Source organism: Clostridium neonatale (genome assembly GCF_001458595.1).
In the GTDB taxonomy this organism is placed as follows: domain Bacteria; phylum Bacillota; class Clostridia; order Clostridiales; family Clostridiaceae; genus Clostridium; species Clostridium neonatale.
On sequence record NZ_LN890324.1, the window covers coordinates 59,399 to 82,723 of the forward strand.

Sequence of the window (23,325 nt, forward strand, 5' to 3'; positions counted from 1 at the left end):
TTGGTACTTAAAATTATAATACTAATGCTCATTATTAGCAAATATTATCGCTTAACTAAGCTCTACACTGGAAACAATAGAATTAAATACTGATTTTATATTTTCTTTATAATTTTTTTCTTTTACATTAAATAATATCTTAACTATTTTACCTTTTTCGAATTGTAAATAATAACATTGATTTTTAAAATCATAGCCATTTCTAATGGTAGTTTCATATGTTGATAAAACCCCAATATTACTTTTATATTTATAAGGCATTATTTCTAATTTAGAATACTTTAAAGATTGGTTTTTAGAATCTCTCTCTGCAAAGGCTTCAATCTCATCATTTGTATTAATAATTTGTAATGATCCAGTAAGTTTATTATTTCCATCTGTAAAATTCAATACATTATTTATGTATTGATTATCTCCCATTCTCTCAACTACCGTCCATTCATTTGGCAAAGAAATAATATAGTTACTTTTATCAAAATTATATTCCTTAAATTCACTTATCCCATTATCCGTAAGAGCCACCTTATTAAAGTTTTTATTGAAAAAACCTTGAACTATGGATAGTAACAACATTAAACATATTAATATGGACGTAACAATTAACTGCTTTTTATTCATATCTGTTCAACTTATTTTTATTTCTTCATAGGTATTACAATTGAAGAATTTTTAAAATCATAGAACATTAGCCAATATCCCTGACTTCTATTATTACTATTTGTCCATGTTACGAATCCTGTTTTTCCTCCATACGGTTGATCTTCTTTATCCTTAGAACCTGGTATACCATATACTATATACTGTAATTCTCCTTCTGTATCACACTTATAACCTAATAAGAAATGATTATTTTTGCTTATATATGGATAATAGTTTATCATTGGATAATACGCTAATGTATATTTGTTATAATTTGATTCATTACATAAATCATCTATACTATCTACATTAACTCTATACCATTTACAATTATTGATATCATTTAGTTTGTCCTCATATACATCAAAACCTCTTGCTATTTTTTCAAAGTATTCTCCCACACTTCCGTTCATAGCAAAATCTTTAGAAGTATTCACATTTTCTTTAATATCTCTTTCATATTTATCAAAGTCTGGTGTGTCTAAATCTAAATCCAGCCTTGTGTTTTCTTCTATTCTTTTATTTATATGTGTTTTACAGTACATATCACTCTTACTTCTATTTAATTTAAATTTCTTCCACTCACATTTATTATCATATTTCTTCTTTATAAAACCATAAACCATGTAATCGCAATTCATATCCTGTATATCAAAATCTATTATGTGATTGCACTCTTCTATTTTATCGCAAAGATTATCTATTATTTCTTCAAAGCTCTCTTTTTTATACTCTTCTTTCTTTGCTTCGCCCTTCTCACATTTCTTGCATTCATTTTTATGTTCTTCATCCTTTTTGTGCTCTTCCTTCTTACACTCTTCTTTTTTGCATTCATCCTTCTTACACTCTTCTTTTTTGCATTCATCCTTCTTATGTTCTTCTTTCTTACATTCCTCTTTTTTATGCTTTTCCTTTTTATCTTCTTCTTTATCACACTTCTTACATTTGTTTCTTTCATCTGAAGATAATATATTTTCTTCTATCTTCTCTTCCACACTTTCTATATTAGTATCAGTTTTCTCTACTGATTCTAATACTTCTACTGTTCCTATTTTTATGTTCTCAATTCTTTCTGCCTTACCTATATCATCTACCTTTGAATTTACTATTTTTTCATTAGCACTTATGATTTTTTCATTAGCACTTATGATTTTTTCATTAGCACTTATGATTTTTTCATCAAGCTTTTTAGGTTCTAATACTACATCTTCTTTTTTCGATTCAACTCTTACTAATTTAAATTTTCTCCAATTCTCAGTTGGCTCTTCACCATTCATGAAGCCATGCATTATAAAATTCAAATCATTTCCTGATACTTTACATATACCTGCGCCAGAAATTTTTTCATATGAGACTCCAAGACCTGCGATATTATTTATATAATATTCTTTGCTGGTATCTCCTTTTCCAACCTCATTTATTGTTAAAGGTCCCAAATCAATTAACTCTTTAAAGTCTCTTTTGCAGCAAATAAGTACCATAGAATAATTATCTTCTTTTCTAAGGTTTTGAGCATAAAAAGATATTTTACACTTATCCCCCTTGGCTTCTACCTTTGCATATCCTGAGAGAGCTTTCCCATTTTCTGATGAGTATCCTCTCTCATCTTCTTGTAATATTATGAAATTTCTATACAATTTATTATGAGACAAATTAATATTCCCTCCACATATATTTATTCCATACATTATATGTTTTAAAATAAGGATTATGATTTTTTAAAATCAAAAAGACAGAAAGCCATACCACTTCCTGTCTTTAATTTCTTCTAATTATTTTTTACATCGTATATAGAATCTGCTAATTTTGCAAACTCTTCTAATGTTAATGTTTCCGCCCTTCTCTTCGGATCTATTCCAGACTTTTCAAACGCAGTTTCTAATTTTTCTTTTTCTACCTTCAATGTCTTAGCTGCATTCCATAAAGTTTTTCTTCTCATATTAAATCCAGCTCTCACTATTTCAAACATAAGATTTTCATCTTTAGTTTCAACTCTTGGTTTTTCTAATCTATCCAATCTTATAACTATTGAATCTACTTTAGGTCTTGGTATAAAGCAAGTTGGTGGAACTCTTCTTACTATACTTGTATTGCAATAATATTGAACCAAAACAGATAACGAACCATAGTCTTTACAATTTGGCTCAGCATTAATTCTTTCAGCTACTTCTTTTTGTATCATTATAGTTAGAGATTTAAAATTATACTGTTCTTTTAAAAGTCTTACTATTATTGGTGTTGTAACATAGTAAGGTAAATTAGCAACTAATTTAACACTTTTCTCATCACCTATTAGTTCATTAAAATCAACTTTTAATGCATCTTTATGTATTAATGAAAAATTTTCATTTTCTCCAAGCTCAGTTGTAAGTATAGGAATTAAATCATTATCTAATTCTATTGATGTTACCTTTTTAGCTTTTAATAAAAGCTGAGCTGTTAAAGTTCCAACTCCCGGCCCTATTTCAATAACAAAATCATCTTTATTAACTTCTGCGCCTTCTACAATGTCTGTTAATACAGATTCATCTGTTAAGAAGTTTTGGCCTAAACTTTTTGAAAACCTAAAATTATATTTTTTAACCAATTCTTGTGTTTTATAATCATTTAAATCCATCTATCTATTACCTGCTTCCAATTGTTTTTCTATTTCTTCTATAGCTTTACTAAATTCTTCTTTGCTTATTCCATAATTATTTAATCTCGACACCATTTGAGTTGCATTTCCATATCCAATACCTAAAATCTTTCCGAGTGCCTCTCTTCTTTCTCTAGATGTATTATCCCCTGTTAATTTAAAATAAAACATGTCTTGCATTGTATAGAATTCAATCTTTTCTTCTTGAGTAATCTTTGCCATCTCTAATGCTCTTAATATTACTTCTGGTGTAGCATTCTCAACACCTATGTCTCCATCTTTTGTTCCATCTTCTCTTGAAATATAAGCATGCTTTATTCCCTTAACCCTTTTAGAAATTATTCTTCTTATCTTTTCTCCTGCGAAATCAGGGTCAGTTAATACAATTACGCCTTTTCTTTTTTGTGCCTCTTTTATTCTATCAATAACTTTAGCATTTATTCCAAATCCGCCAACAGCTATTATTTCTGCATCTAATGCTTTTTTAACAGCATCCACATCATCTCTGCCTTCAACAACAATAACTTCTTTTATCAAAACCATACTCTCCTTTATCACTATTTAAGAATAAGTGTTTTTAATTATTATTCCTAATTAACTATTAATTTATAAAATTCTTACTACTATTAATAATATTCTAAAATTCTTATGTTTTAAAGAAAAAAATAGAGATAACAATCGTTATCTCTAATCTTCTACTTACCACTCTCCTGGGTAAGCAACAACTAGTACATCAACTTGTCTTCTTCCCCACCGTCTGCAGTCACTTGCAGAACTAAGGTATAAATCAACAGCATTACCTTTAATTGCTCCACCAGTGTCTGAAGCAATAGCGTATCCATATCCCTCTACATAAACCTTACTTCCTAATGGAATTACAGAGGGGTCAACTGCTATAGTGCTTAATCCACCGACATTTCTAACAGGTGTTCTTCCTGTAGCCGTAATGCCTCCGCCAGTATATGCTGTAGATACACTACTTACTTTTTTCTTGTAAGTTATATTTTCTCCACCTCTACTAGCATAAACCTGGCTCGTCCCTTTAATTATTATTTCATTTTGTGGTTCTGAAATGGTTTTAGTACTTTTTATGTCTCTAGAAACCTCTACTCCGTCTTTATAGACTACATTATACGTAATTTCTTTTTCACCATCAATTCCTTCACTCTTAACCTTTTTGACGCTAATATCTAAATCAGCATCATTTTCAACAATTGTATCGAATTTAATGGCTTCTTTTTCAACAATTTCTTTTGTCTCTACTTTTACAATTTGTATATCTAAGTTTTCTTCAATATTCGTATCTAGTCCGGGATTTACTTCATCTATGTCCTTTTCAAAATCAATTCCTTTAGAATTTAATGTATCTTTTTCTGCTTCCAGCATATCTTTAACTGTATTTTCAGCAGTTTGTACATCAAAGCGTGTCCCGTTTGCTGTGATTTGTACTTTAACAGGTGTTTTCAATTTAATAAACTCATTTTCTGATACTTTGGTTTCTAGTGATGGTTGCACTTTATCTTTAGGGCTTACATTTATGCCTCTTTCTTGCAACACATCTTGAACAGTCCCCTTGTATGTGACAATAGTCTCATCTTTACCGTCTATACTTAATGTTAATGTTTTTCTCATATTTGTTATTGTTACTGTCGTAACAATCATAACTACAAATAATGCAGCTATTGCACAAATAATTTTTGCCTTAGGACCGTTTGAAAAACTTTCTTTGATAAAACCTTTTAACCTTTCTATCATTGATTTCCCTCCTTTGGCAAGAGTGTCCTTTGCATTATATATTAATCCTACAAAGTTGTCAAATTATGAATCTCTTGCATTATTATGAAGTATAGTAACAATGCACACTGTGCATAAAATAAATAAAATATTAAATGATAGCGATTTAACCATACTTCTTTGTAAGTAAAACCAAACGATATTAATTTTAAATGTTAGTTCAAACATCCTTTTTAAATATAAGTATTATAGTGATGAAGTGTACGAATTATATTTTACCTTATTTTTCCTTATAAATCAACCTTTTAAAGTTTTCATTAAATACTTTATTGGCCTCAGCTGGCTCTATTTCTTTGATTTCGCTTATTTTATTTATTATATATTCTATATAATCTGATCTATTTCTTTTACCTCGATTTGGTTCTGGAGACATATAAGGACAATCTGTTTCAACTAAAATTCTATCTATTGGAATTTCTTTAGCAACTTGAACTATTTTTTTTGCATTCTTAAATGTTACAACTCCAGTAAATCCAATATAATATCCTAGTTTAATGCACTCCTGTGCAAATTCTACACTGCCTGAAAAGCAATGAACAACACCAGTTACATCTGGATATTCTTTGATTATTTCTAAAGTATCTTGATGTGCATCCCTATCATGTATTACTACTGGTAGCTCTAATTCTTCAGCTAATTTCATTTGACTTCTGAAAACTTCTTTTTGTACTTCTTTAGGTGGATTCTCATCCCAATAATAATCTAGTCCTATTTCTCCAATAGCAACTATCTTATTATTATTTCTAATGTATTCTCTTATTTCATCTAATGTATTTTCTTTAAATTCATCTGCATTTTCAGGATGAATTCCTAATGCACCATTAATAAAATCATAATCTTTAGTTAATTTATCAGTTGTTTTTAAACTCTCATATGAAGCCGCGCAATTTAAAATACCTATAACTCCATTATTTCTTAATTCATTTAAAATTTGATCTCTATCCTCATCATAAGATTCATCATCATAATGAGCATGACTATCTATAATTGAAAATCTCTTTTCCATAATTCACTCCTATTGAAACCTAATTTTTCATATACTCCTTTTTAATTCATTCTTTATATATGATAAATTTATTTTTTATTATTAAATCTTTCTATTAATTTTACTCTTATCTTTATATTTATACAATTTTCATAAAATTATTTTACCTACTAAAAATTTTATTGCATTGATTTTTCTTAAATATTTTAGTAAATTAATTATAATTAATTTCCGTTTTCCAACAAATCATTCATTTATATTCCATATTATTAAACATTAGTAATAATAAGTAATATTTATTTTTTAATATCAATTCTGTCACATAACTGACATATTACTATAGTAAAATTTTAATTGTAAAGTAGTTAAAGCATTATTATTTACCCCTTTAACCATAATTGGTTAAGAAAGCGCCTTGTATCCCCTACAAGAGGCGCTTTCATTTTGTTAAAATTCTTTAGTAACATTTCTCTTTTAAATTTTCAATTTCCTCATCAATATTTTTTCTATCAATTCTATCAAATAAAATCTCTACATCATTTATTTTTCCTTCTTTAAGCTCTATTGGCATCCATATTGAGTTTTCTATATTTAAAATTTTTCTGATTTTTTCTGCTGAATATGGCATAAATGGTTCTATTAGATTAGATATATTAGCTATATATTGAATGCATATATATATGTCTTTTGCACATTTAGCCTTATTTTGCTTTACACTTATCCATGGTGCTGCTGTATCGAAATATTTATTTGCTGTTTTAACTAAAGACATAACCTTATCCAATGCATATTTAAAATTGCCCTCTTCAATATTATCCCCAATTTCACAATAAACTTTAAATAAATCATCTTTAAAATTCTTATCTAAAGTTCCTTTTGGTATTGAGTTATCAAAATTCTTTTTAGCAAAAACTACTATTCTATTGACTAAATTCCCAAATAATCCAACCAAGTCATTATTATTAGCTGTTATAAAAGATTTCCATGAAAAATCAGTATCTTTTGTTTCTGGTCCATTTAATATTAAATAATATCTTATTAAATCAGCATTGTAGTTATCCAATATATCTTTTCCCCATACAGCCCAATTCTTTGCAGCAGAAAAATTCTTTCCTTCAAGTTTTAAGTATTCACTTGATATTTCTCTTATATTAGGATTTTTAAATCCTAATCCTGATAAAATTGCAGGGAAAATCACTGTATGGAATGGAATATTATCTTTTCCATGTACAAAATAAACTCTGCTATCATCTCCATCCCAATATTCCCTATAATCTTCGTGCCTTTCTTCAATGCATTTCATGCTTGCAGTTAAATATCCCATAACCGCTTCTATCCAAACATATATTTTTTTATCTTCATACCCATCTAAAGGTACATCTACTCCCCAATTAAAGTCCCTTGTTACTCCCCTATCTCTAAGACCTTCATCTAAATATCTTTTAGTTATCTTTTGTGCATTTTCTCTCCATCCATCTTGCTTTATATAAATTCTTTTCACATCATTCTCCAATTTAGATAAAGCAAAAAATAAATGCTTAGTTTCTTTTATTATTGGTGTAGATTTGCAAAATGAACATTTTTTATCTAGAAGTTCATCACTTTCAAATATTTTTGAACATTCCTGACACTGATCTCCAACAGCATATCCTCCACAAAATGGGCATACCCCTTCAATATATCTATCTAATAGATATTCTTTACAGTGTTCGCAGTAAGTTTCTTCTACATTCTTTTCATATATATAACCTTTTTCATATAATTCCAATATAAATTCTTTAACTTTTTCTGAATGATATTCTGTATGTGTCTGAGTAAATAAATCAAATGAAAATCCTAATCTTTCAAAGCAATCCTTTATCTTTTCATGATATTTCGCACTCACTTGCTCTGGAGTAAGATTTTCTTCTTTTGCTTTCATAGTAACTGGTGTTCCGTGAGAATCGCTTCCAGATACAAAGACTACATCGTCTCCCATTAATCTATGGTATCTAGCTAATATATCTCCTGGAAGTAGAACCGCTATTCTTCCTAAATGAAGCTCTCCATTTGCATAAGGCCATGCATTTCCTATTATAATGTTCAAAAATCTCTTCACCTCTCTTATTTTGCTATATAACGCTTGGTAAGGTGATATTTATCAGTATAGCCCATCTTTATCTATTTATGAATATGTTTCCTTAAATAATGAAACTATATTAATAAGTATCTTTTGCCTCTATCTACCTCGCATAAAATAAGCATATTCCTATATTCTTATATTCTCAAGAATATAAATTCTTAAATTCTTAAATTCTTAAATTCTTAAATTCTTAAATTCTTAAATTCTGGCCATTTTTTCATTCTTCAAATATTTAAGCAATAAATTTCTTTTATTTAAAATCTGTCACTTTCATACTTTGGGCTGTCGTAATTTTTACCCATCCACTTTTTAAAGGAAACTCACTATTCACATCCGTTCATAAGAGTAAGTTCGATAAGCCAAATATAAAATTGGGGTTCTCACTTAAATTCTGGGCGTTATATCTTATTTTAAAATATTGTTCAAGCTTTTTATTTTCAGAAAACAATTATTTAAACCACTTACTTGGATACAATCAATCTTTTTATAGATGTATAAAATTTATGCGAGACATGTTTAAATTAATTAAGCACGCCTCACATTCATATTAAACTAAATTAAATTTAAATATTATCTTACAATACTTCCTGAAATTATATCTCCTGGATCAACTGCCTTTAATTCTTTATCATCATCAGTAGCAGCACATAAAATCATGCCTTGCGATAATTCTCCTCTCAATTTAACTGGTTTTAAGTTAGCAACTAAAACTACATTCTTTCCAACTAAATCTTCTGGTTTATAGTATGCAGCAATTCCTGAAACCACTTGTCTTTCTTCTCCGCCTAAATCTACTTTTAATTTAAGTAATTTTTTCGCTCCCTTAATTGGTTCACATGCTAAAACTTTAACTACTCTTAAATCAATTTTTTCGAAGTCTTCTATTGTGATTTCTTCTTTTATTGGAGTGATTTCTCTCTTCTCTGGAGCTGGATTCATTTTCGCTCTTAATGCTTCTAATTCCTCAAGTTTTTTCTCTACATCAATTCTTGGGAATAAGTTATCGCCTTTTACTACTTTAGTTCCAGCTTTTGTTCCATTAAATAATTTTAATGATTCCCATGATATATTGTCGGTATTTATTTGCTCATTTATCTTCTTAGCTGTATCTGGTAAGAATGCTGAAATCATAACTGAAGCAAATCTTAAACTTTCAACTAAATTATAAAGAACTGTTCCAAGTCTAGCCTTTTTGCTTTCATCTTTAGCTAAAATCCAAGGAGTTGTTTCATCTATATATTTATTTGCTCTTCCTATTAATTCAAATACATGTTCTAATGCAAGTGGAAGATTTAAGCTATTAACTGCATCTTCTACTTTATCAGGAGTACCTAATGCTAAAGCTATTAGCTCTCCATCAAAATCGCCACTTTCAGCTTGAGCAGGAATTTCACCATCAAAATATTTTTCTATCATAGCAACTGTTCTAGATAAAAGATTACCTAAATCATTACATAAATCTGAATTTATTTTCTTTATGAATATTTCATTATTGAATAATCCATCTGCTCCAAATGGAATTTCTCTCAATAAATAATATCTTACAGGATCTGTACCAAATTCATTTACAAGAACTACTGGATCTACAACATTTCCTTTAGATTTAGACATCTTTCCACCATCAACAAGTAACCATCCATGACCGAATACTTGTTTTGGAAGTGGTTCACCTAAAGCCATTAACATAATTGGCCAATAAATTGTATGGAATCTTAAAATATCTTTTCCTATTAAATGTACATCTGCTGGCCAATATTTATCATACATTTCTTTATTTTCTTGACCATATCCAAGTGCAGTAATATAGTTTGATAAAGCATCAATCCATACATAAACAACATGATCTTCATCAAATGTTACTGGAACTCCCCAGTTAAAGCTAGTTCTTGAAACGCATAAATCTTGAAGCCCTGGTCTTAAAAAATTATTTAACATTTCATTTTTTCTTGATTCTGGTTGAATGAAATGTGGATTTTCTTCAATATGCTTAATTAATCTGTCTGCATATTTGCTCATTTTAAAGAAGTAAGCTTCTTCTTTAGACTTTTCAACTGGTCTTCCACAATCAGGGCAATTTCCATCAACTAATTGAGTATCAGTCCAAAAAGATTCACATGGTGTACAATACCATCCTTCATAAGAGCTCTTATAAATATCGCCTTGATCATATAATTTTTTAAATATATCTTGAACAGCTTTTACATGATAATCATCAGTAGTTCTGATAAATTTATCATAGCTTACATTCATCATCTTCCAAAGATCTTTAATTCCTGCAACAATTTCATCTACATGTTCTTTTGGAGTTATTCCTTTTTCTTCTGCAATTCTTTGGATCTTTTGACCATGTTCATCTGTTCCTGTTAAGAACATTACATCATATCCTGTTAATCTCTTAAATCTCGCTATAGCATCAGCAGCCACTGTTGTATATGTATTTCCTATATGTAGCTTTGTTGATGGATAGTAAATTGGGGTAGTTATATAGTATGTTTTTTTACAATCTGTACACATTTTTTTGTGTTCCTCCCTTTTTATAAATTCATAATTCACAATTAGATTTAGCCTTTTTTTTATTGTCTCTTATGAATAATTTTATAAATATAAAAAAAGCTCTATATAGGTATATTAAAACCTATATAGAGACGTATTATACGTGTTACCACTCTATTTCTTATTTATTTCACAATAAATAACTCATTAGGTGACCATCATCACCCTGCAACATAACGGTTGCCACCGTATTCCCCTAACTCAAATACTTTAGCTCAGGAAATCTGCTCTAAGACCATCTTCATAAAATTCACAAACACTGACTTTCAGCAAATGTCAGCTCTCTTATGGAATGTTTACTTTACTACTCTTCTTTTCATTGCATTTATATTTTTACAACAATATTTTATATTATTTTCTTGGTATAATCAAATATTATTTTCACACAATATATCTTGTATACTTTATTTCAAATTATATACATTATACTCTTAGTTTTACTTATGTGCAATACTTGCTTATTTTTAGATATAGTTTGTTTCTTACATTTTTAAACTTATGCTATAATATCGCTGCTAAAAAACTTTTGTTATTAATCTTATCTTGGAGGTGAATCAATATAAATATTAATCTACCTAGAATCGGTCTTAGAAACTTAAAGACTGCTATTGCAGTTACATTATGTATGCTCATTTTTCAGCTATTTAACCGAGATAATCCCTTCTTTGCATGTATTGCTGCTGTATTTTGTATGAAAGATACTGTTTCTAGCAGCATTTCTATGGGATTAAATAGAACAATAGGTACTATTATTGGAGGAGTAGTTGGAATAATTATTATTTATTTAAATTCTGTATTCCCATTTTTCAATTTAATTACTCCTATAATGACAGGTTTAGGTATCTCTATTTCTATATATATATGTACTATTATAAAAAAACCTGAAGCAGTTGTAGTTTCTTGCATTGTTCTTGTAGCAATTATGATAAATTCTGCATCACAAGCTAATGCTTATATTTATGCAATTAATAGAAGCTTTGATACAATAATCGGAATTATTATAGCTGTTTTAATAAATAAACATATAAATCCTCCGAGTGAAGAGGGGTACTTAACATAAAATATTTAATAAATAATACAGCGGGTATATCAGATTTAAGTCATTCTTTTGATATACCCACTGTATTATTTAAAGAATTTAATATTATTAAATGGATAAAATCTAACTCTAGCTTCTCCTTTAATTTGAGAAGCATCTATATATGGGTTAATCCACCTTCTAGCATCCCACGAATCCGCCCTATTATCACCTAAAAAGAAAAACTTACCTTCTGGTACATCAAAAGTTCCATTATAATCATCATTGTTTTTTACATAGCCTTCATTCAGAATATCTCCATTTACTTTTACTTGTCCATTATTGATTTCTATATGATCTCCTGGTAGTCCTATAGCTCTCTTTATTAATAATTTTTGTAATTCATCTGAATAAAATACAATAATATCCCCTCTTTCAATATTATTTGTATTGTATATTCTAGTAACCATAAACCTATCATCCTTATTTATAGTAGGTATCATTGACCCTGTTGGTACCGTTACATTAAAAAAAATAAATTTATTAATAAGTACTGCTATAAATATAGCAGCTATAATTGGTACTATCCATTCCCTAAAAAAGCTTTCTTTTTCTTTTAAAAAAGACTCATTTTCCATATTACTTCATCTCTTTTCTAAATATTATCTTTTTTACCCAAGACTGCATTATATAATTTTTTAGCTTTAATCACCCATATACTATAAAGAATAGTTGCTATAATTAATGCAATTGGAGGAATTATTCTTAACATAACAAATGGAACCTCAAACCAAAAAGCCCTCCAAAATTCACTTCCTTGCCTTTCCCATAACCCTGGTGTTAAAAATGTTAATTCTGATAAATTAAAATTAACACTAACTAATATAATAATTAAAGCAATTATAAATGATATTGAACAAAGACGAGCTGCTTGTATGAATCTTAGATATCTTCCTGCTTTTGATTCAATATCTGAGAATATATCTTCAGTTGAATCTGATGAATTAGGTAAAAAGTATTGACTTCCTGATTGATATGTTCCGTAAACATGCGTCCAGCCTGCATCTTCAAACAATGATACATAATCATCAAAATCATCTTTTTTCTTAAACACTCTATAATCTACTCTATAGTGTAAATCTTCAGGTTTACTTTCTATGAAATGATATCTCCCCAAAGAAGAATATTTCTTTAGAAAATACCCCTTGTTAGCCATCTCATTTAAATATTTTTCTTCTTCACTTATATCTACAAATACCCTGAACTTCTTCATATAATCATCTCCCCTTTATAAATTTTAAAATTCCAGTTCTTCACTAACTCTAACTAAATGCCTTAATCTCTCAATTTCAAGCTTTATTACTTCTAGCCCTGTATCTGATAATTTATAAACTTTCCTACGTTTATCTTCTGTCTTTACATTCTCAATCAATTTCTGTTTTAATAAATTTTCAATTGCACCATACATTGTTCCTGCTGCAATTCGCACTCTTCCGTTACTTAATTCTTCTACTTTTTGCATAATTGCATATCCATGACTAGGTTCTTTTAATGAAAGTAATATATAAAAAGTAGTTTCTGTTAATGGTAAATATTTATTTAAATTCATATGAATTACCTCGCATTAAATATATATAGTTAAACTATACAGTCTAACTATATATTTATAATATACAGTTAGACTGTATAAGTCAATATATTTTTCCAAATAATACAAGACATTCAATAATATTATCAAAATAAAAATAAGGTTAAAAGCTATTTATCAGCCTTTAACCTTAGCATATCAGTTATATAATTATAAAAAATTTTATTTATATAGTTCTAGTTTCTTTTCTAAGGAATTCTTTTTCCTCATCATTTAAGTATGGACTTAATTTTTCATAAGTTTCTTTATGATAACTATTAATCCATTCTCTTTCTTTATCTGTTAACATACTTACTTCAATACCGTCTAAATCTATTGGACAATATGATAAGGGTTCAAATTTATAGAACTGTCCACCATATTCTGTCTTACTATCTTCTACTATAAGCATAACATTTTCTATTCTTATTCCATGCTTACCTTCTTTATATACTCCTGGCTCATTTGTTAATATCATTCCTGGTTTTAATTCCACATAATTTATTGGACGTATTTGTTGAGGCCCTTCATGTACACTTAAACAGAATCCTATACCATGACCTGTTCCACATTTATAATCTATTCCTTCTTCCCATAATGGTTTTCTTGCCATTATATCTAAGCTAGATCCTATTGAGCCTTGTAAGAACTTACATGTCATAAGATTAATATGTCCTTTTAATACTAATGTGAAATCTTTTTTCTCTTCTTCTGTAATTTTTCCAAGTACAAAAGTTCTTGTTATATCAGTAGTTCCATCTAAATATTGCCCACCACAGTCTACTAATACCATACCTTCTTCCTTCAATTCATAAGCACTTTCTTCTGTGGCAGAATAATGCATCATAGCTGCATGTTCTTTATATCCAGCTATAGTTTTAAAACTCTCTTCTATGAATAAATCTCCCATAGATCTGAATTCTAATAATTTTTCTGATAAAGTAACTTCTGTTATTTTTTCTTTACCAACATGTTCTTTAAGCCATTTTGTAAATCTAACCATGGCTACTCCATCTTTTATATGAGAATTTTTAAAACATTCTATCTCAACATTATTTTTTATCGCTTTAAGATTAGTAGTTATATTTATAGATTCTATCACTCTAACATCTTCATTCAAATTAGTTAATATAAATGCACTAACCTTACTTGGATCTAATAGTACGTTTCCTTTTATTAATTTTACATCTTCAAATATATCCTCATAATTCTTTAAGGTTATTCCATCTCTATTTTCTAATATACTCTTATCTTCACAACCAATCTTATCTTTATCTATATATAATACAGCTGCTTTATCATTTATAAGTGCATATGCTAATGTTACAGGCGTACACTCTACATCATTTCCTCTGATATTAAATAGCCAAGCGATATCATCTAAAGATGATAAAATATATGATTTACATCCTAATGTTTTCATTTGTTCACGTACTTCTTCTACTTTCTCATTAACTGTTTTACCACAATATTTTACATCATGTAAAAATACTTTTTCTTTAGGCATAGAAGGTTTATCTGCCCATATTTCTGCAATCAAATCCTTATCCATTGCAATTTTAATATTCTTGCTTTGTTGTATTTTCTTGAATTCTTTATATTCATTTATAGAGAACACCCTTCCATCGAATCCAAGACATTCTCCTTCTTTCATATTTGTACTTAAATATTCTTCTAAGCTTGGCCATCCTGGTATTCTCATTTTATAGAGTTCTATTCCTGAACCTGCTAATTGTTGTTCTGCTTGAATAAAGTATCTTCCATCTGTCCACAATATTGCTTTATCCATTCCAATTAATGCAGTTCCAGCAGACCCTGTAAATCCTGTAATATATGCTCTTGATTTAAAACATTCAGAAACATATTCACTTTGGTGAAAATCTGCACTTGGCACTATATAATAATCTATATTTTCTCTTTTCATTATCTTTCTTAGTTTTTCTATTCTTTCACTTACTCTCATTGATTATTACCTCTTTCTAAAAACTTCAAATTTCTATTATAAGTCAAATTATATCACTCATTTAGATAATTAAGCATCTAGAATTTTAAAATTTATATTTATGAATTAAAAAATCCTTATAAAAATCTATATGTTTCATCTTTAAATTCATCAAAAAAACTACCCAAAATTTAATTTGAGTAGTTTTTATATAATTTGTATCAAAAATTTATTCTATATTATCAACAGGTTTCCCTATAAAATAAACTAGCGCAAATATCGCAGCTGTTGCTAATGGTAATACAAGCCATATAGAAAGTCCTAATCCTACTGGAATATATCCAAATAGTATTGTAATTGCTGCTACAGATAACGCATATGGCATTTGAGTTCTAACATGACTAATATGATCACATCCTGCTCCCATTGATGACATAATTGTCGTATCTGAAATTGGAGAACAGTGATCCCCAAAAATAGCTCCAGTTAAAACAGCACTCGTACCTACTATAACGTATCCCATTTCAGGCGATATTGAGTATGAAAGAGGGATCGCAAGTGGCATTAATATTCCCATAGTCCCATATGCTGTACCTGTTGCAAATGATATAACTGCTCCTAAAATGAATATTATACTTGGTAATAAAAATTGAGGTATTGAACTTGAAAGCAATTTAACTAAATATGCTGCAGTTCCTAACTCTTTTATCACTGAACTTAATGACCATGCAAGTATTAATATAACTCCTGTTATGATTAATCCTTTCATTCCATCTATCCAGACTTCTACTGCTTCTGAGAATGTAAATATTTTTTTACATACAGCCATAAATATGGCAACAATAGATGCAAATAATGCTGATTGGAATAATGCTACCGATGCATCTGATGCACTAAAAGCTTCTCTTATAGCTGTAAATGAAGCTGGTGATGTTGTCATTAAATTTTGAAGTACAACATCTTCACCACCCATAATTGCAGTATATCCACTATAATAAAAACTTATCAGAGCTGATATCATTAACGCTCCAATTGGAATAATTGCATTCCATACGCTTAGTTTAACACCTTCTTTAGGTGCCATTTCATCTTCTACATCTTTATCAAGAGTAATTTCTTTACTTGCATCTGATATGTATCCTTTTCTTGCATTTATTTCCGCTTTTCTCATGGGACCAAAATCTCTTAATAAAAGTGATGTAGCAACAACAAAAATTAAAATTAATATGTTATAGAATCTATATGGAATCGTACTTAAAAATACTCCAAATGCATCTACTTCCTGACCTATTAATGTGAAACCATCTTTTATTAATCCAACTTCTAACCCAATCCATGTAGATACAATCATAATTCCTGCAATTGGTGCTGCTGTAGCATCAATTATAAAAGATAATCTTTCTCTTGAAATTTTCATCTTATCTGCTACTGGCTTCATTATTGGTCCGACAATTAATGAATTTGCATAATCATCAAAGAATACCAATACTCCCAAGAACCATGTTATTAATTGAGCACTTCTTGGAGTTTTTGCCTTTTTAGCAAGAGACTCTGCAATTGCTTTTGCTCCGCCCATTTTACTGACTAAACTTATAACTCCTCCAATTACCATAACTTGAAGAACAATACCTGCATTCCATGGATCTGCTAATGAGTTTAATGCTCTTTGTACAAAATCTAAAAATGCTTGAATAATAGCCATAAATGGATTACTTCCTGTAATCTGTAATAAAAAACATCCTGATAGAGTTCCTATAAATAGTGATATTACAACATTTTTTGTTATAAATGCTAATGCGATTGCTATAATTGGTGGAAGTATAGTCCAAAGTCCAAATTTTTCTGCATTAACCTCTGCAACGTCAGCTGCAAAAACTGCTGTCGATGCCATTATTAACATAATTAATGTCAATAAAAACACACAGTAGCTTCTTGAATTTTTCATGTTAATGATCCTCCTAATCTTTATTGTGATAAATTTAAAGATAGAATTTAAGTAATTAACTTATAAAATACAATTATGGCTCTAAGAAATTTATTTTCTAAATTTAAAATAAATTCTTAATCAAAAAAATAAGACCTTGAGATAACACCCAAGGTCTTTAAAAAACATAATATGTTTTACATAACCACGAATGATAGCTCACCACAAAGTACTTGTGACAGTTTTGCATATATTCTATGCAACCCCAGCTCTATAACCTTAAAGCATTAGTTATAGACTTCGGCAATATTTCCTTTCATATTACTTCAAAGTGCTTAGCTCCATAATATTACTATTAAATATTGCGCCTCTATCTCTTACTTTATTCACTTTTATATGATATAGGATACCTTATTTTTAATTTTATTTCAATATTTTTTGATTTTATTGTTAATTTTATTTCTTTTTTCGACATTCATTTGCTCTGCTCATAGATATTAGAACTTTTATAGCTAACATAAAAGCAATTGCGTATCCACCTATCCCTATTATTGATATTCCTCTATATAAAGGCTTAACATCATTACTGATAATTAATGATGAAGATAATATTAAAGCAGCGATAACAACACCTTCTGTTAATCTATTTACCATTTTATTAGCTTGCTTAATTATTTCATCTATCTCATTAATTCGTATATCTAGTGTAAGCTTTCCATCTGATAATTTATTCAAAACCTCTATAGTCTTTGTAGGAATTTTCATAGAATCTCTTGTAAAACAATATAGTGAAATTATTAATTCTTCTTTCTCTAAACATCTTAAAATCGTAGTTCTATTATTTGATTTCATAAAATTAGCAATTACATTTACTATTTCTAGATCTGGGTCAAGATAAGCAATTACTCCTTCTAACAAAATTAAGCTCCTTGTCAAGGAAACCAATTCTCTAGGTAACTGTATATTATTTTCCCTCGTAATATTCCATATTTCTTGAACAAGTTCTGATATTTTTATATTTTTTATAGATGTTTCTAAATAAACATCGAAAATATATGAAACTGAATCATATATATCTACTTTATTGACCTTTCCTTTCTTTATAGCTATTGCTAAAATACAGTTAACCAGTTTTTCTTTGTCATGAGTAGCTATAGCTATCATGGCTATGTTAAGCCATTTTTTCATGTTATCACTTAGTTGTCCTACTATACCAAAATCTATAAAACATATTTTCCCTTCTGAAATCAATAAATTTCCGGGATGTGGATCTCCATGAAAAAAGCCATCTTCAAATATATGTTTACAGAATGCTAATGTCAATTTATCAGCAATATCATTTATATCATATCCATTCTGCTCAAGCTCTTTTATATCATTTATTTTTATACCATCAATATTTTCTAATACTAAAACCTTATCACTTAACAACTCTCTAACTACATAAGGTGCATAAATAGGTGCAGTATTTTTATTTAACTCGCTAAATTTCTCTATATTACCAGCTTCTGATATAAAATCAAGTTCTTGAATTGTTGTGAATTTTATTTCTTCCAGCGCTTCTATAGGATCAATTATAGGTATATTTATTCTTCCTTCAGCAATCTTCAATATCTTCATCAGAATAGCAATATCTTTTATTATTTTTTCATATATTTTAGGCCTTTGAATTTTTAAAACAACCTCTCTGCCATCTTTTAATATTCCTTCATATACTTGTGCTATAGATGCTGATGCTATTGGAGCCCTATTAAGATATTGAAAACTTTCATCTATAGTTGTGTTCAGTGATTTTTCAAAAACTAACTTCATATCGTCAAAATTTTCCACTATCGCTGAATCTTGTAACTTAACTAACTCATCTATGTATTCTTTTGGCAATAAATCTGGTCTGGTACTTAATATTTGACCTATCTTAATAAATGTTGGACCTAAATCTTCAAAAGATTTTCTTAAATTAGCAGGAGATTTTTTTTGTTCTTCATCTTTTCTATCGAAAATATATCCAAATCCATATTTAGCAAATACCATTATTATTTCTCTAAATCTACTTGATGGCTTTTCTTTCATAAATAATATCCTCTTTCAAAATAATAACCCATTCAAAGGCAACATATAAATTATTAATTAAAATCTTCACTTTTAAAAAGTATATACTAATTTTATATAAATAGAAGATGTAAAATTCATATAAAACTTACACCTTCTGTTTCTCTTTTACTTATTATTAATTTTTTCTTCAAGTTCATTAATTCTAATTTTTAAGCTCTCTATATCACTTTTAGTAGCTAAGTTTAAATTTTCTAAGACATCTTGAACACTATCTTTTGTCAATGGCTTCATATCAATTGCTTTATTTTTTGCTACTTCTGCCTTAGTAGTAATATTTTTCTTTAGTTCTTCTGATAATTCTTTTCCTTCCTCTACTGTTATTTTTCCTTTTTCAACCAAATCATTTATAATATCAATTGTTTTATCATAGGTAATTGCTGCTACACCAACAGCTGCCAGACATAATTTTTTCATTTCTTCTAACATATAAATCATCTCCTAACTACAATATAACTTAAATATATTATTCTGGTTTATAATTATTTATATTCAAATTTTTAAAGATTATCTATTCTTCATAAATTCTTCTATGTCTTTTACTTCTTTTATCATGTCCTTAGTTAAAACTTCACATCCATCTTCAGTTACTAAAACATCATCTTCTATTCTAATTCCAATCCCTTCTTCTGAAATATAAATTCCAGGTTCAACTGTAAATACCATTCCTTTTTCAAATACAAATTCTCTTCCTTGAGGTTCTAAATCATGAGTGTCTAATCCTAAATTATGTCCAATGCTATGCCAATAATATTTGCTTACTTCTTCTTTTTCTTTAATTATTCCAAGCTTAATACACTCTTCTGCAATTAAATCTTTAGACCATGCATTTAATTCTTTATAAACAACCCCTGGCTTTATTTTTTCTATTACAGCTTTGTTCACTCTTAAAACTGCTTCATAAACTTCTCTTTGCCTGTCAGTAAACTTACCATTTGCAGGGAATGTCCTCGTAATATCTGCATTGTATAAATTCCATTGTGCCCCTAAATCAAATAATATTAAATCATTTTCCTTTATCTCACTATCATTAGATACATAATGAAGTATAGTAGCATTTTTTCCAGCTGCTGCTATAGTTGAAAATGCAAAATCTTTTGCTCCACTTCTTTTACATTCAAAATCAAAATAAGCTTCAAGCTCATATTCTTTAAGACCAGGCTTAGCATTATTCATAAGAGATTTAACTCCTCTTATAGTTATTTCAATTGCTTTTTTCATTTCATTTATTTCTTCATCACTTTTTATCATTCTTAAAGGAATAATTTTATTTGAAAAATTCTTTATAACTATTTGAGGATATTTATTTCTCATTTCTTTTGAAAATTTTAATGCTTCCGAATCATCTTCTTCTATATTTTCCTTATCTAAATCTAAGTATAAATTAATTTGCTCTGTACCTTTAATTTGTGAATTCAAATATGAATAAAAGTCATTCATATAGACTACTTCTTTAATTCCCGAAATATCTTTTCCTTCTGTATCTCTTAATGTTTTTCCATTCCACATTTCTTCATCCAAGTTTATTTCCTTTAAAAATAACTTTTCTGTTACTTTTCCTTTTATTTTAGATAACACAACTATATGATGTGGCTCTACTATACCAGTTAAGTAATAAAAATTTCTATTTTGAGTAAACTGATATAGTTCATCGCCTGTCTTCTTAGGCGCATGCCCTGCAAAAGCTATTAATATTGAATCATCATCTGTTTGATTAATTAAGTTTTCTCTATTTTTAATAAACACACTATTATTCATCGCGCATTCTCCTTAGTTTCTTATATCCTTTTTAGACCTTATAAGAAGTTATTGACTTTTTATAGCTGGTCTTAAATAAAATGAGTAGTATACTACTATTATTATACTACTCACCATATTTTATGAAAATCAAATTATTAATTTATATTTAGTATATCTTACAATTATATCGTGTAATACTTCTACTGCATTTTCTCCTAGTTTATCATTATAGTATTTTGAAAATCTTTCATCAGCTATATACATTTCTGCAAGTCCAGCATGAGCTTCCTTTGAATATGATGGCCATGAAAACTCTAGCCATTTCTTATGCTTTTCATATACCTTTTGGGCTTCATCACATTCTAAATCTTTTGTTTTAATAACTTTTGACAATAATTCAAACATTTCATCTTCAGTCTTCTGCATTTCATTAAAATTTTCTTCGCTCATATTTAAGAATTTATTATTTGAAGCTTCAACTACATCTTCTCCATATTTATTTCTAATTTCCTTGCCATACATAGCTTCATTTTTAGCTATCTTTTCCTTCTTTAATCCTTCAAATTTCTCTTTATCAGACATTTCTATCTCTCCCTTTTTATATGCTAATGTTTTTTCAACCGTCAATATTAATTGATCAAGTTGCTTTCGTCTGGAGATAAGCTTTTCGTAATGTTCCTCTAAAGCTTTTTTAGTATCAAAATCTGGATTAGAAATAATTTTTTGAATTTCTTCTAACTTCATATCCATAGATTTATAAAATAATATTTGTTGTAATAAATCTACTTCTCTTTCTCCATAAATTCTGTAACCAGCTGAATTTATTCTACATGGCCTTAATAAACCAATTTCATCATAATATCTGAGTGTTCGTGCACTAACACCAGCAAGTTCAGCTAATCTTTTTATTGTATATTCCATGACTTTGTACCTCCTGACAATTTCATCATAAGGGATTACGTTGCGTTAATGTCAACATTTAATTTTAATTTTTTTATTTTCTATATTTAAGTTTAACTCTGCTTATTTAATAATCAATAAGTTAACCATTAAAATAGCCATTATCATTGCAGTTATATCAGCAATTACAGCTGCCCATAAAGTATGTCTAATTTTTTTTACCTTAACTGCACCAAAGTAGACTGTTATTGTATAAAAAATAGTTTCTGTAGTACCCATGATTACAGATGCTATAAGTCCTATCTTTGTATCTGGTCCAAAATTTTTAATTATTTCAGTAAACACACCTATTGCCCCACTGCCTGATAAAGGCTTTATAATAACAAGTGGCAGTAACTCTTTTGGCAATCCTATAAGATTTACAATAGGTCCTGCTATGTTGTTTAATGCATCCATGAGTTTTGCTTCTCTAAAAATCTGTACAGCTATTATCATTGCTAAAATATATGGGAAGATTCTCATTACTACGCCAAGACCTTCTTTTGCACCTTCTATGAACCACTCATAAACCTTCCTTTCTTTCAGCATTCCATAAGTTATAATTATAAGCAGTATTATTGGTATTATACTTTTACTTAAATAATTAATCATAATCAAAAGTACCTCTCTAAAAGTTTACACGAACATACTCCAACTATTGCCGCCACAGTTGTTGATATAATTGCTGGTACTATAATTATTCCTGGATTAACTGAATTACAGGCTGCTCTGATTGATATTATTGTTGTAGGCACTAGCTGAATACATGCTGCATTTAATACTAAAAAAAGTGACATATCATTTGTTGTAGTCCCTTTATTAGGATTCAGCCTGTCCATTTCTTCCATAGCTCTAATTCCAAATGGAGTTGCTGCATTTGATAATCCCATCATATTTGCTGTAAGATTCATAACTATTGCTCCAAGAGCTTTCTCATCCTTTGCAGCATCTTTAAATATAAGCTTTAATACAGGTTTTAGTATTTTGGATAATTTTTCTGTAAATCCACTTTTTTCTGCAATTTTCATAACCCCACACCAAAAACACATTATTCCTGCAAGCTCTATCATAAACGTTACTGTATTTCCACAAGAATTAACTATAGATTTTGATATCACTTCACCATTTCCATTAATTAAGCCAACAATTCCCCCTAGAAAAATTAACAAAAACCAAATATAATTTATCATTATACTTATACAGTTAATAATTGATAATTGATACTGAACAATTAATTAAATATGTATTATTCTTTTTAATTAATTACCAACTGTCAACTCCCAGCTATCAACTGT

General features: G+C 28.6%; 20 protein-coding genes, 1 riboswitch and 1 other annotated feature. Of the genes, 1 reads left to right on the forward strand and 19 read right to left on the reverse strand.

What is annotated here, in order from left to right; genetic code table 11:
* Positions 1-51: 51 nt before the first annotated feature.
* The 8 genes from BN2920_RS00745 to metG (BN2920_RS00780) form a co-directional block, all read right to left on the reverse strand.
* Positions 52-618, reverse strand: coding sequence for a hypothetical protein (locus BN2920_RS00745; protein ID WP_058293156.1), 567 nt, complete (start codon positions 616-618; stop codon positions 52-54).
* Between the two features lie 17 nt (positions 619-635).
* A complete protein-coding gene (locus BN2920_RS00750) occupies positions 636-2,291 on the reverse strand; it encodes a DUF7922 domain-containing protein (RefSeq protein WP_058293157.1) in 1,656 nt (551 codons plus the stop codon).
* A gap of 116 nt (positions 2,292-2,407) precedes the next feature.
* Positions 2,408-3,256, reverse strand: a complete 849-nt coding sequence (rsmA, locus tag BN2920_RS00755) for a 16S rRNA (adenine(1518)-N(6)/adenine(1519)-N(6))-dimethyltransferase RsmA (protein WP_058293158.1) — start codon at positions 3,254-3,256, stop codon at positions 2,408-2,410.
* Positions 3,257-3,814, reverse strand: coding sequence for a ribonuclease M5 (gene rnmV, locus BN2920_RS00760; RefSeq protein WP_058293159.1), 558 nt, complete (start codon positions 3,812-3,814; stop codon positions 3,257-3,259). It abuts the gene before it with no gap.
* Between the two features lie 162 nt (positions 3,815-3,976).
* Entirely contained in the window at positions 3,977-5,032 is a 1,056-nt protein-coding gene (locus BN2920_RS00765; protein WP_058293160.1) for a 3D domain-containing protein, read from the reverse strand.
* A gap of 259 nt (positions 5,033-5,291) precedes the next feature.
* Complete coding sequence (locus tag BN2920_RS00770) at positions 5,292-6,077, reverse strand: TatD family hydrolase (protein ID WP_058293161.1); 786 nt, start codon at positions 6,075-6,077, stop codon at positions 5,292-5,294.
* Between the two features lie 436 nt (positions 6,078-6,513).
* Positions 6,514-8,142: a methionine--tRNA ligase gene (metG, locus tag BN2920_RS00775; RefSeq protein WP_058293162.1), complete on the reverse strand. Its 1,629-nt coding sequence runs from the start codon at positions 8,140-8,142 to the stop codon at positions 6,514-6,516.
* Positions 8,143-8,748: 606 nt separating this feature from the next.
* On the reverse strand, positions 8,749-10,692 hold the full coding sequence (metG, locus tag BN2920_RS00780) for a methionine--tRNA ligase (RefSeq protein ID WP_058293163.1): 1,944 nt from the start codon (positions 10,690-10,692) through the stop codon (positions 8,749-8,751).
* A 124-nt stretch (positions 10,693-10,816) separates the two neighbouring features.
* Positions 10,817-11,060, reverse strand: a binding site (T-box leader).
* Between the two features lie 251 nt (positions 11,061-11,311).
* Between metG (BN2920_RS00780) and BN2920_RS00785 the strand changes: the two genes are divergently transcribed.
* Complete coding sequence (locus tag BN2920_RS00785) at positions 11,312-11,791, forward strand: FUSC family protein (protein WP_268259376.1); 480 nt, start codon at positions 11,312-11,314, stop codon at positions 11,789-11,791.
* Positions 11,792-11,856: 65 nt separating this feature from the next.
* Here BN2920_RS00785 and lepB read toward each other — a convergent pair whose 3' ends face one another.
* From lepB to BN2920_RS00840, 11 genes are all read right to left on the reverse strand, one after another.
* Entirely contained in the window at positions 11,857-12,387 is a 531-nt protein-coding gene (lepB, locus tag BN2920_RS00790; protein ID WP_058293165.1) for a signal peptidase I, read from the reverse strand.
* A gap of 17 nt (positions 12,388-12,404) precedes the next feature.
* Positions 12,405-13,022 carry a DUF2812 domain-containing protein gene (locus BN2920_RS00795; protein ID WP_058293166.1) on the reverse strand — a complete coding sequence of 206 codons (618 nt, stop codon included), beginning with the start codon at positions 13,020-13,022 and terminating at the stop codon, positions 12,405-12,407.
* Between the two features lie 24 nt (positions 13,023-13,046).
* Positions 13,047-13,358, reverse strand: coding sequence for a PadR family transcriptional regulator (locus BN2920_RS00800; RefSeq protein WP_058293167.1), 312 nt, complete (start codon positions 13,356-13,358; stop codon positions 13,047-13,049).
* Positions 13,359-13,563: 205 nt separating this feature from the next.
* Positions 13,564-15,339, reverse strand: a complete 1,776-nt coding sequence (locus BN2920_RS00805; protein ID WP_058293168.1) for an aminopeptidase P family protein — start codon at positions 15,337-15,339, stop codon at positions 13,564-13,566.
* Between the two features lie 208 nt (positions 15,340-15,547).
* Positions 15,548-17,269 (reverse strand): Na+/H+ antiporter NhaC family protein, encoded by a 1,722-nt coding sequence (locus tag BN2920_RS00810; RefSeq protein ID WP_338132734.1) that lies wholly within the window; start codon positions 17,267-17,269, stop codon positions 15,548-15,550.
* Positions 17,270-17,449: 180 nt separating this feature from the next.
* Positions 17,450-17,623, reverse strand: a riboswitch (Lysine riboswitch).
* Positions 17,624-17,698: 75 nt separating this feature from the next.
* A complete protein-coding gene (locus BN2920_RS00815) occupies positions 17,699-19,312 on the reverse strand; it encodes an ABC1 kinase family protein (RefSeq protein WP_058293170.1) in 1,614 nt (537 codons plus the stop codon).
* 147 nt (positions 19,313-19,459) lie between these two features.
* Positions 19,460-19,780: a phasin family protein gene (locus tag BN2920_RS00820; RefSeq protein ID WP_058293171.1), complete on the reverse strand. Its 321-nt coding sequence runs from the start codon at positions 19,778-19,780 to the stop codon at positions 19,460-19,462.
* A gap of 78 nt (positions 19,781-19,858) precedes the next feature.
* The gene (locus BN2920_RS00825) at positions 19,859-21,109 is read right to left on the reverse strand and encodes an aminopeptidase P family protein (RefSeq protein ID WP_058293172.1); all 1,251 of its coding nucleotides are present in this window, start codon (positions 21,107-21,109) and stop codon (positions 19,859-19,861) included.
* A 129-nt stretch (positions 21,110-21,238) separates the two neighbouring features.
* The gene (locus BN2920_RS00830; RefSeq protein ID WP_058293173.1) at positions 21,239-22,012 is read right to left on the reverse strand and encodes a MerR family transcriptional regulator; all 774 of its coding nucleotides are present in this window, start codon (positions 22,010-22,012) and stop codon (positions 21,239-21,241) included.
* Positions 22,013-22,114: 102 nt separating this feature from the next.
* A complete protein-coding gene (locus BN2920_RS00835) occupies positions 22,115-22,642 on the reverse strand; it encodes a spore maturation protein (protein WP_058293174.1) in 528 nt (175 codons plus the stop codon).
* A 2-nt stretch (positions 22,643-22,644) separates the two neighbouring features.
* A complete protein-coding gene (locus BN2920_RS00840; protein WP_058293175.1) occupies positions 22,645-23,220 on the reverse strand; it encodes a nucleoside recognition domain-containing protein in 576 nt (191 codons plus the stop codon).
* Positions 23,221-23,325: the final 105 nt, after the last annotated feature.